General features: G+C 76.6%; 11 protein-coding genes. 8 read left to right on the top strand and 3 right to left on the bottom strand.

Translation table 11 applies throughout. The annotated features are described in order from the left end of the window. Window positions 1-80: 80 nt before the first annotated feature. Complete coding sequence (locus tag IE329_RS23500) at window positions 81-446, bottom strand: histidine kinase (protein ID WP_190212942.1); 366 nt, start codon at window positions 444-446, stop codon at window positions 81-83. 672 nt (window positions 447-1,118) lie between these two features. Here IE329_RS23500 and polX point away from each other — a divergent pair. From polX to IE329_RS23475, 5 genes are all read left to right on the top strand, one after another. Beyond that, window positions 1,119-2,849: a DNA polymerase/3'-5' exonuclease PolX gene (polX, locus tag IE329_RS23495; protein WP_190212941.1), complete on the top strand. Its 1,731-nt coding sequence runs from the start codon at window positions 1,119-1,121 to the stop codon at window positions 2,847-2,849. Window positions 2,850-3,241: 392 nt separating this feature from the next. Continuing rightward, window positions 3,242-4,624 (top strand): histidine-type phosphatase, encoded by a 1,383-nt coding sequence (locus IE329_RS23490; RefSeq protein ID WP_229927692.1) that lies wholly within the window; start codon window positions 3,242-3,244, stop codon window positions 4,622-4,624. Between the two features lie 121 nt (window positions 4,625-4,745). Next, on the top strand, window positions 4,746-5,567 hold the full coding sequence (locus tag IE329_RS23485) for a (2Fe-2S)-binding protein (RefSeq protein ID WP_190212940.1): 822 nt from the start codon (window positions 4,746-4,748) through the stop codon (window positions 5,565-5,567). A 166-nt stretch (window positions 5,568-5,733) separates the two neighbouring features. Continuing rightward, window positions 5,734-6,231, top strand: coding sequence for a MarR family winged helix-turn-helix transcriptional regulator (locus IE329_RS23480; protein WP_190212939.1), 498 nt, complete (start codon window positions 5,734-5,736; stop codon window positions 6,229-6,231). 181 nt (window positions 6,232-6,412) lie between these two features. Beyond that, complete coding sequence (locus IE329_RS23475; protein WP_190212938.1) at window positions 6,413-6,859, top strand: nitroreductase family deazaflavin-dependent oxidoreductase; 447 nt, start codon at window positions 6,413-6,415, stop codon at window positions 6,857-6,859. Window positions 6,860-7,008: 149 nt separating this feature from the next. Here the strand turns inward: IE329_RS23475 and IE329_RS23470 are convergent, their stop codons facing one another. Then, on the bottom strand, window positions 7,009-8,019 hold the full coding sequence (locus IE329_RS23470; RefSeq protein WP_308438396.1) for a hypothetical protein: 1,011 nt from the start codon (window positions 8,017-8,019) through the stop codon (window positions 7,009-7,011). A 261-nt stretch (window positions 8,020-8,280) separates the two neighbouring features. On the opposite strand from IE329_RS23470, the gene IE329_RS23465 reads away from it, so the two are divergent. Beyond that, complete coding sequence (locus IE329_RS23465; protein ID WP_190212936.1) at window positions 8,281-9,327, top strand: Gfo/Idh/MocA family protein; 1,047 nt, start codon at window positions 8,281-8,283, stop codon at window positions 9,325-9,327. A gap of 303 nt (window positions 9,328-9,630) precedes the next feature. Continuing rightward, window positions 9,631-10,809 carry a CaiB/BaiF CoA transferase family protein gene (locus IE329_RS23460; RefSeq protein WP_190212935.1) on the top strand — a complete coding sequence of 393 codons (1,179 nt, stop codon included), beginning with the start codon at window positions 9,631-9,633 and terminating at the stop codon, window positions 10,807-10,809. 48 nt (window positions 10,810-10,857) lie between these two features. Here IE329_RS23460 and IE329_RS23455 read toward each other — a convergent pair whose 3' ends face one another. Then, window positions 10,858-11,268: a winged helix-turn-helix transcriptional regulator gene (locus IE329_RS23455; protein ID WP_190212934.1), complete on the bottom strand. Its 411-nt coding sequence runs from the start codon at window positions 11,266-11,268 to the stop codon at window positions 10,858-10,860. A gap of 84 nt (window positions 11,269-11,352) precedes the next feature. Between IE329_RS23455 and IE329_RS23450 the strand changes: the two genes are divergently transcribed. Beyond that, window positions 11,353-12,174: an NAD(P)H-binding protein gene (locus IE329_RS23450; RefSeq protein ID WP_190212933.1), complete on the top strand. Its 822-nt coding sequence runs from the start codon at window positions 11,353-11,355 to the stop codon at window positions 12,172-12,174. Window positions 12,175-12,209 lie beyond the last annotated feature (35 nt).

Here is a 12,209-nt window from a genome sequence, read left to right as displayed (position 1 = left end):
CTTTGCAAACATCTCTTCGCAAAGAACTGTTTGCGGTCGGGTGGGCGCTCCCCCGCGCGGCCCGCCGGATCAGGTCCCGCTCAGGCGCGCCGCCCGGGGCCGCCGGCGGCGAGCGCGGGCAGCACCAGGACGAAGGTCAGCCCGCCGGCCGGGGTCTCCTCCACCCGCAGCCGGCCGCCCGCCGCCCGCGCGGCACCCTCCGCGCCCTCGACCGCCGTCCAGTACTTCGCCTCGCCCGGCCGGCTCGCCCCCCGGTCGGCCACCCGGATCTCCACCCGCCCCGCTCCCCCGTCCACCGCGCCGCCCACCGCCTCGGCCCGGACCAGCACCTTCGTGCCCGGCGGGCGGCGGCGCAGGGCGTGCTCCAGCAGGGCGGCCACCGCCAGTCGCAGCTGCGCGCCGTCCGCGGACACCGGCGGCAGGTCCGCCGGAAGCTGCAGCCGCACGGCGGAGACGTGCCCGCCCCCGGCCGCCGTGCGGACGGCCTGCCGGGCCGCCTGGGCCGCGTCGGCCGGCCCGGGCCCCGCCCCGCGGCCCGGTACGTCCGCACCGCCCGCCGCCGCCTGTCCGGCCGCCGGCTGCCGCGCCGTCCCCCGCCCCGCCGGATCCGGCGGCCCGAGCGGCGCCCCGCACCCGGCGGGGTTCCGCACGAGGGGGGCCGGGACCGGCGCACCAGCCGCCAACACCTCGGGGACGGCTATCGGCGCACCCCACCCGGACCGGCGGTCGGCCCTCCGGGCCAGAAAGGTCCAACGCTTGCCCCGCGCCATCTCGGCTCCCCCGTCGCTGTGAAACATTCCGTCCGGACCGCCGGACTCCCCCGGCCGGTCACGTCCGGCCCGCTCGGCGTATCCAAGCACCCGGCCTCCCGGACCCCGGCACCCGGCCCGCCCCTCGGACGCGGCCCGAACCGCTCCGGACCTGCGCGCCGGCGGCGGCACGGCCCGGAGCGGCAGTTCACCGGGCGCGAGGTGCGCGGACCTGAACAGGACGTGACGTACCGGACCAGTCTGGGTGAATCCCGGCCCCGGAGTCGTCCGGCTGCGGTCCCGTTCCGACCCGCCGAACGGCGGGGTACGAACCGGCCGCGAGCGCCCGGCGGACCTAGACTTGGCGCCATGCCCCGGCTCAACGACGAGGTCAAGGCGCTGCTCCAGGAGTACGCGGACCTCATCTCGATCACCGGCGGGGACGCCTTCCGGGCCCGCGCCTACGAGAAGGCCGCCCGGGCGGTCGGCGGCCACCCCGAGGACGTCGCGGGACTGGACGTGAAGGGACTGCAGGGGATCCCGGGCGTCGGGAAGTCCACGGCCGAGAAGATCGGCGAGTACCTGCGCACCGGGCGGATCGAGGCCCTGGAGGAGCAGCGGGCGAAGATCCCGTCCGGCGTCCGCGAGGTGATGGGCATCCCCACCGTCGGGCCCAAGAAGGCGATGGCCCTCTACCGCGGCCTGGGCGTCGGCTCGGTGGACGAACTCGCCGAGGCGGCCCGGGCCGGCCGGCTCGGCGAGGTGGCCGGCTTCGGCGAGCGCAGCGCGGAGCGGATCCTCCAGGGCATCGAGCTGCGCCGGCAGGCGGGCGGCCGGATCGGGATCGACGTGGCGACGGCGCTGGCCGAGGACGTCGTGGCGGCGCTGTCCGCCGTCCCCGGGTGCATCCGGTGCGCGTACGCCGGGTCGCTGCGGCGGATGCGGGAGACGGCCGGCGACATCGACGTGCTGGCCACGGCCGAGGACTCGGCCCCGCTGATGGCGGCGTTCACCGCGCTGCCGTACGTGGCCGAGGTCGTCGTCGCCGGCGCCACCAAGACCTCGGTGCGCACCGCCGAGGGCGTCCAGGTGGACCTCCGGGTCGTCCCGCCGGAGGACTGGGGCGCGGCGCTGGTGTACTTCACCGGCTCGAAGGCGCACAACATCCGGCTGCGCCGGATGGCCGTCGAGGCCGGGCTCAAGCTCTCGGAGTACGGGCTGTTCCGGGCGGGCCCCGGCGGCGAGAAGCTGGTGTCCGCCTCGGAGGAGGAGGTCTACGCGGCCCTCGGGCTGCCCTGGATCGCGCCGCCGCTGCGCGAGGACACCGGGGAGATCGAGGCCGGCCTGCGTGACGAACTCCCGAGGCTGGTCACCGAGCGGGACCTGCGCGGCGACCTGCACACCCACACCGACTTGACGGACGGGCTGGCGCCGCTGGAGGAGATGCTCGCGGCGGCCGCCGCGCGCGGCTACGCCTACTACGCGGTCACCGACCACGCCCCGGACCTGGTCATGCAGCGGATGACCGACGAGAAGATGCTGGCCCAGCGCGCGCTGGTCCGCGAACTCGACGGCCGGTACCGGAGGATGCGGGTCCTGCACGGCACCGAGCTGAACATCGGGCCGGACGGGGGCGTGGACTGGCCGGCCGGGTTCCTGGCCGGCTTCGACGTCTGCGTGGCCTCGGTCCACTCGCACTTCGGGCTGGACCGGGACGCGCAGACCCGGCGGCTGGTGCGCGCCTGCGAGAACCCGCACGTCCACGTGATCGGGCACCCCACCACCCGGCTGATCGGGCGCCGGGCGCCGATCGACGTGGACCTCGACGAGGTGTTCCGGGCCTGCGCCAGGACCGGCACCGCGATGGAGATCAACGGCGCCCCGCGCCGGCTCGACCTGCGCGACGAGCACGTCCGGCGGGCCAGGAGCCTCGGCGTCCGGTTCGCGATCGACAGCGACGCGCACTCCGCCCGGGAGCTCGCGAACCCCCGGTACGGCGTCGGCACGGCGCAGCGCGGCGGGCTCACCCCGGAGGACGTGATCAACACCTGGACGTGGCAGCGGCTGAAGCGGTTCCTCACCAAGAATCCGCCGCATTGACCCCTGGTGTCCCGCCCTGATCAGGCGCATCATGGAAGTGGACCTGCGAGGTAGACGAGGGAGTTCGACCGCAGGAGGCAGTGGCGACAGGTCGAGGTTCTGCCGCTGGTACCTCGGTCGACGATCGGACTGAGCGGCCGGAGGACGATGGTTGAGTCCGGAGGCCAACCCCCACCCCGTGGGTCCACCCAGACCCCCGGACGGCGAGACCGTCCGGGGGTCTTCGGTGTCCGGACGGGGTCGGCCGGGGGCGCCCGGGCCCGCTCCGGTACGTGTTCATCCACGGCTCACCGCGGGCGCGCGGGGCGGCCACCCGCGGTTCACCGGGCGGGAACAGGCTGCGAGGCGCTCCGCCCGCCCCCTGCGTCGTCCCGCTCCCGAAGGGCCCGGTCGTGAAACCCTCCGCCGCACTCTCCGCCACCATGTCGGTGGCCCTCGCCGCCACCGTGCTGCTCGGCGGGGGCTCGGCCTCCGCCCGGTCGGGCCACGGTGGCGGGCACCCGGACGGGGACCCGTACCTGTACGGGACCAAGACCCCCTACGAGCCGCAGGGCCGGCCGGAGCAGTACGAGCGGGCACCGAGGGGCTACCTCCCGGTCTTCACCGAGAACGTCGCCCGGCACGGCTCCCGGGCCATGACCGACAGCGAGGACGGCGACCTGGTGCTGGCGGTGCTGGGGGCCGCCGAGCAGCGCGGTGCGCTGACCCGGCTCGGTGCCGGGCTGGCGCCGCAGGTCCGGACCCTGCTCGGGGCCGCCTCGGCGATCGGCTACGGCAACCTCGCCGGTCGCGGGGTGCGGGAGCACCGGGAGACCGCACTGCGGATGGAGCAGCGCCTGCCCGAGCTCTTCCGGACCATCGCGGCCGAGCGGGAGCCGGTCGTGGTGGAGACCTCGGGGGTGGCCCGGACGGTGGCCAGCGCCGACGCGTTCACCTCGGGGCTGACCGAGGGACAGCCGTCGCTGGCCGGGCTGGTCCGGGCCCCGGTCACCGACAAGAACCTGCTCTACTTCCACAAGCAGCCGCAGAACGCCGACTACCAGGCCTACCTGGCGAACGACCCGGACCTGGCGGCCGTGCTCGCCCGGATCGAGGGCGGGCCGCGCACCGGGCAGGCGGCCCGGCACGTGGCGGAGCGGCTCTTCGACGCCGGGTTCGTCGCGTCGATGTCCGCCGAGGACCGGATCGGCTTCGCCCGCGCCCTGCACCAGCTGTACAGCACCGCGCCCGACCTCCACGACGAGGCGCCGGCGGTCGACCTGGGCCCCTTCCTGACGGACCGGGACGCGCAGTGGTTCGCCTACCTGGACGACGCCGAGGAGTTCTACCAGAAGGGCCCCGGCTTCGCCGGCCGCACCATCACCTACCGGATGGCCCAGCCGCTGCTCGACGACCTGTTCGCCGAGGCCGAGGCGAAGGCCGCCGGCCGCAGCCACGACGGGGCCGTGCTGCGCTTCACCCACGCCGAGGAGATCGAGCCGCTCGCGGCGCTGATGGGCCTGCCCGGCAGCACCGAGCCCGCGGCGCCGGACGAGCCGTACACCTACCGGAACGACGAGTGGCGGGGCGGGCAGGTCTCCCCGATGGCCGCGAACATCCAGTGGGACCTCTACGCGGGCAGCCGGGGCAAGGGCGGCGGCACGTCCCCGGCGTACCTGGTCCGGATGCTCTACAACGAGCAGGAGACGGCCTTCAAGCCCTCCTGCAAGCCCGTCGCCAAGGGCAGTTACTTCTACGACCTCGACGAGCTGCGGCGCTGCTTCGGCCGGGCCTGACCGCCGGCCGCCCCGGCCGGGGTGCGTCCGGGCCCGCCCCGCCCGGACGCACCCCGACGGCCGTCGCGCGCCGTAGGATCGGCCGGTACGAACGACGCCGGCCCGCCCCAGGGGGACCACCGTGACCCAGCCCCGCGCCGCGCGCCCGGCCGACCTCGCCGCCCGACTGGCCGCGGTCGGGCCGTACTTCGAGATCCTCACCGGCGCCCCGGGGCAACCGGACCGGACGACCGGCCTGCGGCCGCTGCGGGAGCTGTACGCGACCGGGCCCGGCTCCGTCCTGGCCGAGCGGATCCCGGCGGTCGCCGAGCGGCTGGGCACGGCGGAGTTGCGGGTGGCCGCCTCCATCCTGCAGCTCGGACTCGCCTCGCGGCTCTGGTCGGTGGCGCTCGGCGCCGCGGCGCTCGGCGGCACCACGGTGGACCTGCATCCCGACCGCGTCGAGGCCCTGCTGCCGCCGCAGGGCCCGCTGCTGCTCCGGCTCCCGCCGCCGGACGGCGAGCAGGAGCGGGGCGCGGTCCGCCCCGGCGACCGGCCGGGGCCCACCACCGGGGCACCGGCCCGGCAGCAGCCCTCGGCGGCCCTGCTGTACCGGGCCGTGGTGACCGAGAACCTGGTCCCGCTCGCGGCGGCCGTGCGCGCCGTGGTGCCGGTGTCGGAGGGACTGCTCCGGGGCAACGCGGCGTCCGCCCTGGCCGGCGCGCTCCGGGTGCTCCACGGCTGGGCCGCCGCCCGCCGGCCCGAGGCCGCCCGGACCGCCCGCCGGCTCGCGGACGATCTGCTGGGGCTCGGCCCGCTCGCCGGCACCGGCACCCTGACCTGCGCGGGGCCGGCCGCCGTGCCCGCCTTCCGCCGCACCAGCTGCTGCCTCTACTACCGCATCGGGCCCCGGGCCGGCATCTGCGGCGACTGCGTCTTCGACGCGCCGCCGGGCCGGTCCTGAACCGCGGCGGCGCGGCAGCCGAACCGCGGGCGGCCGAACTGCCCAACGGCCGGTCCGCCGGGTCCGGCGCCGGGTCCGGGACCGGGACCAGGACCAGCGCCGGGACGCCCCACGGCCACCGGGTCATTAGTAGCCATGTATGCAATGTCCATGTACCGTATCCGCCATGAGCAAGGCATCCCCGGGCCCCACTCCCGGCTTCCTGGTCTGGCGGCTGTCGACCAAGTGGCGGGTGGCCGTCGACCGGGCCCTCGCCCCGCTGGGCCTGACCCACGCGCAGTACTCGCTGCTCGCCTCCCTGCTCGGCATGCAGCGCTCCGGGCAGCAGCCCAGTCAGCGCCAACTCGCCGAGCACACCGGCCTGGAGGCGCTGTACGTGTCGAAGCTGGCCCGCGCCCTGGAGGAGGCCGGCCTGGTCGACCGCGCGAAGGACCCGGCCGACTCCCGGGCCGTCCGCCTGTCCCTGACCGACCAGGGGCTGGCCACCACCCGCCGGGCCGTCGACGTCGTGCAGCGGCTGCTGGGACAACTGCTGGCTCCGCTCGGCGGCCTGGACAGCCCGCGCACCGAGGCGCTGGTCGCGGAGCTGACGACCCTGCTCGACGTCCCGCTGGACGCCGCCGTGGCCGCCGCCGGACAGCCGGCGCGGCCGGACCGGCCCTGACCCCCGCTCAGCGCACCGCCCCGCACCCCCCGGTGCGCCCCGGCCGCGCTCCGGCCGCTCCGGCCCGGTGCGGCCGCACCCCCGGCCGGGCACCGCTGGTCTACCGTGGACCGGCGGGCGCCGGGCAGGCGCCCGGCCGCCGCGGGCGCCGCACGGCGCCGGCCCGACAAGGAGGCAGCGCGTGAGCGAGAACGAGCCGACAGCCAGCCCCACCGGCTGGGTCGCCGACCAGGCCCGCCGCTACGAGGAGTCCGGCGGAACGGCCGGCACCACCATCCAGGGCGCCCCCTGCCTGCTGCTGGACCACCTCGGCCGGAAGAGCGGCCAGTGGCGGCGGACGGTGCTGATCTACGGCCGGGACGGCGAGGACTACCTGGTGGTCGCCTCGCTCGGCGGCGCCGACCAGCACCCCCTCTGGTACCTGAACCTGACGGCCAATCCGGAGGTCCGGCTGCGGGTCGGACCCGAACGCTTCACCGCCACGGCCGAGGTGCTCCCGCCCGAGGAGAAGGCGCGGGTCTGGCCGGGCCTGGTGGAGGTCTTCCCGCCGTACGCGGGCTACCAGAAGAAGACGAACCGCGACATCCCGGTGATCCGCCTCCGCCGGGACACCCCCGCGGCCGGGTGACGTCCGGGCCTCAGGGGGTCGGGCGCCGGGGCCACAGAACGTCGGGCGTCAGGGCGTCGGGGCCTCAGGGCGTCAGGGCCTCAGCACGTCAGGGCGTCAGGGCGTCCGGGCCAGGTGCCTCGGGGCCTCGGGGCCGTCGACGCCGCCGTTCAGTACCAAGCCCTCGCACGGGCCGACGCCGCCCGCAGCCACGGCTCCCGGACGGCGGGCATCCGCGCCAGCGTGTACCGGAAGGCATCGCGCGACGGCCAGTACCGGGACCGCCAGAACAGCGGCAGCGGATCGTCCCGCTCCACACCCGCGGGCAGCCCGCCGACCACCGGCAGCCTGGTCCGGTGGACCGGGAAGGCCAGCTCGGCCCAGAACGAGGCCTCGACGGGCACCGCCACCGCCCCGCGGCCCGGCCGCCACACGGCCCCGGTCTGCGGGTGCACCGGCACCAGCAGCAGGTCGGCGGCCGGCTCGCCGTACCCCGGCCCGGCCAGGTCCAGCCGCTTGGCACCCGCACCCGGGGGCAGCAGGGCGGCGATCGTCGGACCGAGGAGTTCGGCGACCGGACCGGGCGCCGGCTCGACCGGCCCGCCCCGGGCGGCCACCACCAGGTGGGCGAGGGCCACGCCCGCCGGGATGTCCCGGAACTCGCTCAGCCCGTGCCACAGCGCGCCGTCGGCCGGCAGCCGCGACCAGGCCATGACCGGCCGCTCCGGAGGGCCGGGCAGCCGCACCAGCGCGTGCGGGAGGAGCCGGACCAGCTGCCACTGCCCGCAGTCGTCCATCCGGGTGCCGACCGGCAGCCCGCAGCCCAGGCAGGCGAGGTTCGGCCCGGCCCGCCCGTCGATGCCCATGCAGTAGCCGTCGGCGCGCTCCAGGATCAGCCCGGTGCCGCGCAGGTCACCGGGGGCGAGCAGGACGGTGTCCGTCGGTCCGTCGGACAGGGCGCCCACCGGCGCGAAGATCCCCCGCCCGGCGGCCTCCTCCGCGACGGCCTCCTCCCACCGGCGCCAGGGCGGTCCGTTCGGCTCGGGGTCGACGGCGTAGGTCCCCGCCTCCAGGAGCGGCGGGTGGAGCGTCTCCCAGTGGGTGGCGCTCAGGTGGATCGGCAGCGCCACCTCCGAGACCGCCGCCGTCAGCACCGTGCCGCAGTCCGCGCACCCGAACACCGCCAAGCCGTCCCCCTCGTCGTCGTAGCCCCTGCATCCCAGCAGGCCGGGCGGGCGGGGACAACGGAATTTCGGCCGCTCCCGACCGCCCGCCGGGCGGCTCCGGGCGTCCCGGGAGCCGGGCATCCCGGAGTCCGGCGTCCCCGGCCCTTCCGGGCAGGCCCGGTCGGCCCCCGGGGCCATTCTGTGGGAGCGCTCCCATATGCTCCGATACGGACACGCAGACCGCACCGAGCGGCCGCCCCGACCAGAACGGGCCCCATGACCGCCCCCACCCCCCGCAGCGCCCCCAGCACCCCCGCCGCCCCCGCAACCGCGACCGCGCCGGTCCGCTGGGGCATCCTCGCCACCGGCGCCATCGCCACCGCCTTCGCCGAGGACCTCGCACTGCTCCCGGACGCCCGCCTCACCGCGGTCGCCTCCCGTACCGAGGAGTCCGCCCGGCGCTTCGCCGAGCGCCATGACATCCCCCGGGCGTACGGCAGTTGGGAGCAGCTGGCCAAGGACCCGGAGATCGACGTCGTCTACGTGGCCACCCCGCACGCCCAGCACCACGCCGCCACCGCCCTCCTGCTGGCGGCCGGCAAGCCGGTGCTCTGCGAGAAGCCGTTCACCCTCAACCTGCCCGAGGCGCAGGACCTGGTACGGCTGGCCCGCGAGCACCGGGTCTTCCTGATGGAGGCGATGTGGACCTACCTGGACCCGGCCGTCCGCCGGCTGACCCAATTGATCGACGACGGCGCGATCGGTGACGTCCGCACCGTCCAGGCGGAGTTCGCGTTCACCGCGGATCCCGGCGGGAGCGGGCGGCTGCGCGACCCGGGCGCCGGCGGCGGCGCGCTGCTGGACATCGGCGTCTACCCGCTGGCCTTCGCCCAGCTGCTGCTGGGCGCGCCGGACAGCGTCCAGGCCTGGGGGCGGATCGCCGCCGACGGCGTGGACGACAACACCGGCATCGTGCTCGGGCACCCGGGCGGGGCGCACGCCGTGCTGTCCTGCTCGATCGTCTCGGACGGTGCGCAGCGGGCCGAGATCGGCGGCACGCTGGGCCGGATCGAGATCCCCCGCGACTTCTACCGGCCCGACTCCTTCGTGCTGCACCGCCGCGGGCACGAGCCGGAGGAGTTCCGGTTCCCGCGCGAGGCCGGGCACGGCTACCGGTACGAGGCGGCGGAGGTGATGCGCTGCCTGCGGGCGGGGGCGGTCGAGTCGCCGCTCGTCCCGTTGGACGGGACGCTGGCCGTGATGGCCACGCTGGACACCGTCCGCCGCCGGATCGGCCTGCGCTACCCGGGAGACCGCGACTGACGGCCCGGCACCCGGCCGGACCGGCCCGGCACCCACCCGTGCCGACGCGGTGTCCTGGCGACACCCCGACGCCAGGACACCGCGTCCACCGTCCCCGCGCCCGCGCGGCTCCACAATGTTCGGCACGGACCGTTCCCGCCCGGAGCCGGTCCCGGCCGGCGCCGCACCCGGCGGCGGCCGGTGCGTCAGGTACGGAGCTTGGGAGGGTGTCATGCAGCGGAGCACAGCGACGACCGCGGGGCCGGCCGGGCCACCGGTGACCGGACAGCCGCCGGTGACCGGTCGGCGGCCGGGCGGCCGCCGATGAGCGCCGGGGACGGCGTGCCGCCGACGGGCGCCGGCGGTGGTCAGCCGCTGTCGGGCGTCCTGGTCGCCGACTTCGGCCAGGTGCTGGCCGCGCCGTACGCCACCATGCTGCTGGCCGACCTCGGGGCGGACGTGGTGAAGGTCGAGCGGCCGGGGGGCGGCGACGACACCCGGGCCTGGGGGCCGCCGCACGCCCAGGGCGAGGCGACGTACTTCCTCTCGGTGAACCGCAACAAGCGATCGCTGACGCTCGACCTGCGGGAGCCCGCCGACCACGTCCGCGCGGTCGAACTCGTCCGCCGTGCGGACGTGTTGTTCGAGAACTTCCGGCCCGGCACGATGGCGCGGCACGGCCTCGGGTACGAGCGGGCGCACGCCCTCAACCCCGGCCTGGTGTACTGCTCGCTGAGCGGGTTCGGCCCCGGCCCGGGCGCCGCGCTGCCCGGGTACGACCTGCTGGTGCAGGCCGTGGGCGGCCTGATGAGCGTCACCGGACCGGGCCCGGGCGAGCCGGTGAAGGCCGGTGTGGCGCTGGTGGACGTGCTGACCGGCCTGCACGCCGCCGTGGGGGTGCTGGCCGCGCTGCGCGAGCGGGAGACGACCGGCGAGGGCCAGCACGTCGAGGTCAACCTGCTCACCTCGCTGCTGTCGAGCATGGTGAACCAGGCCGCCGGGTACACGCTGGCGGGCGCGGTGCCCGGGATCCTCGGCAACCGGCACCCGTCGATCGCCCCGTACGAGGTGTTCGAGGCCGCCGACCGGCAGCTGGTGATCGCGGTCGGCAACGACCGTCAGTTCGCCGCGCTGTGCCAGGGGCTGGCCGCCCCCGGCCTCGCCCGGGACCGGCGGTTCGCCACCAACACCGACCGGGTCGCGCACGTGGCCGAACTGGCCGCCGCGCTCTCCGCCCTGCTGGCCGGCCGGACCGCCGCCGAGTGGTTCGACCTGCTCACCCCGCTCGGCGTGCCCTGCGGCCCGGTGAACGACCTGGCGGGCGCCTTCGGCCTGGCCGAGTCGCTGGGCCTGTCGCCGCGCGCCACCGTGGCCGGCGACCGGGGCCCGCTGGACCTGGTGGCCAATCCGATCGGCCTCTCCCGCACCCCGCCCCGCTACGTCCGCCGGCCGCCGCGCCTGGGCGAGCACACCGAGGAGCTCACCGCCTGGCTGGACTCCTGACGACCGCTCCCCGTGCCGCCCCCGTCCGTCCGTGCGGCCGGCGGCCCGTCAGCGGATCCCGGAACCGGGGTTCGCCCCGTCCCACTCCTGGCGGGCCGACGCGATGGCGTCCCGGTGCTCCAGCGACCAGTCGGCGAGCGCCCGGACCAGGTGGGTCAGGCTGTGCCCCATCGGCGTCAGCTCGTACTCGACCTGGGGCGGAACGGTCGGGTGGACGGTCCGGGTGAGCAGCCCGTCCCGCTCCAACCGGCGCACGGTGAGCGTCAGCATCCGCTGGGAGATCCCCGGGACGGCGCGCTGCAGCCCGCGGAACCGGCGCATGCCCTGGGCCAGTTCGACGACGACCAGGACGGACCACTTGTCGCCGATCCGGTCCAGGACGTCGCGGATGCCGCAGTCCACGTGCTCCTCGCAGCTGACCACGGGCCCGGTGGTTATCCCCGTGTGCCCTACCGACATGCAAGTGCCTCCTTATGCCCGGCGACGCGGATCCGCAGGATGGTGCTGGTCACCGAAGAGAACCTACCCCGCAGGGAGCACGTCTTGATCCTCCTCACCGGCGCCACCGGCGGCCTCGGCACCCTCGTCGCCGAGCGGCTGGCCGGGCAGGGCGACGTCGTCCTCGGCACCCGCGCGCCCGAGCGCGTCCGGGTGCCGCTGCCCGTCCGCCCGCTCGACTTCGACGTGCCGGACACCCTCGCCGGCGCCTTCGCCGGGGTGGACGTCCTGCTGCTGGTCTCCGCCGGCTACGGCGAGGACGACACCGTGATCGCCCGCCACGGGGCGGCCGTCGACGCGGCCGAGCGGGCCGGCGTGCGGCACATCGTCTACACCAGCCTGACCGGCGACGGCGACCACCTGCCCTACGCCCTCCCCCACCGGTGGACCGAGCGCCGGCTGCGCGAGGGCTCGGCGGACTGGACGATCCTGCGCAACGGCCTGTACGCCGAACTGCTGGGACAGCTCGCCGCGCCGGCCCCGGACGGCAGGCTGACCGCCCCGCTGGGCCGGGGCCGGCTGGCCGCGGTGGCCCGCGCGGACCTCGCGGACGCCGCGGCGGCCGTCGTCCTCGCGCCGGCCGCGCACGCGGGGCGCACCTACGAGCTGGTCGGCGAAGAGGCCCTCGGCGGCGAGGACCTCGCCCGCGCCCACGGCCCGGGTGTCGTCTACGAGTCCGAGCCGCTGGCCCTGGCCCGCGAACGCCTGACCGCCTCCGGCGCCGCGCCCTTCCAGGTGCCGATGGTGCTCGGCACCTGCTCCGCCGTCGCGGCGGGCTTCCTGGACCGGACCGGCGGCGACCTCCGCGCCCTGCTCGGCAGGGCGCCCCGCTCGGCGATGGACGTCATCACCGGCCTGAGCGGGTAGCCCCCGCCCGCGCGCCCTGGCGGCGGCGGGCAGGC

It is taken from the genome of Kitasatospora indigofera (genome assembly GCF_014655955.1).
Lineage (GTDB): Bacteria > Actinomycetota > Actinomycetes > Streptomycetales > Streptomycetaceae > Kitasatospora > Kitasatospora indigofera.
Note: the sequence above shows the minus strand (reverse complement) of the source record. Positions and strands in the feature narration are given on the sequence as shown.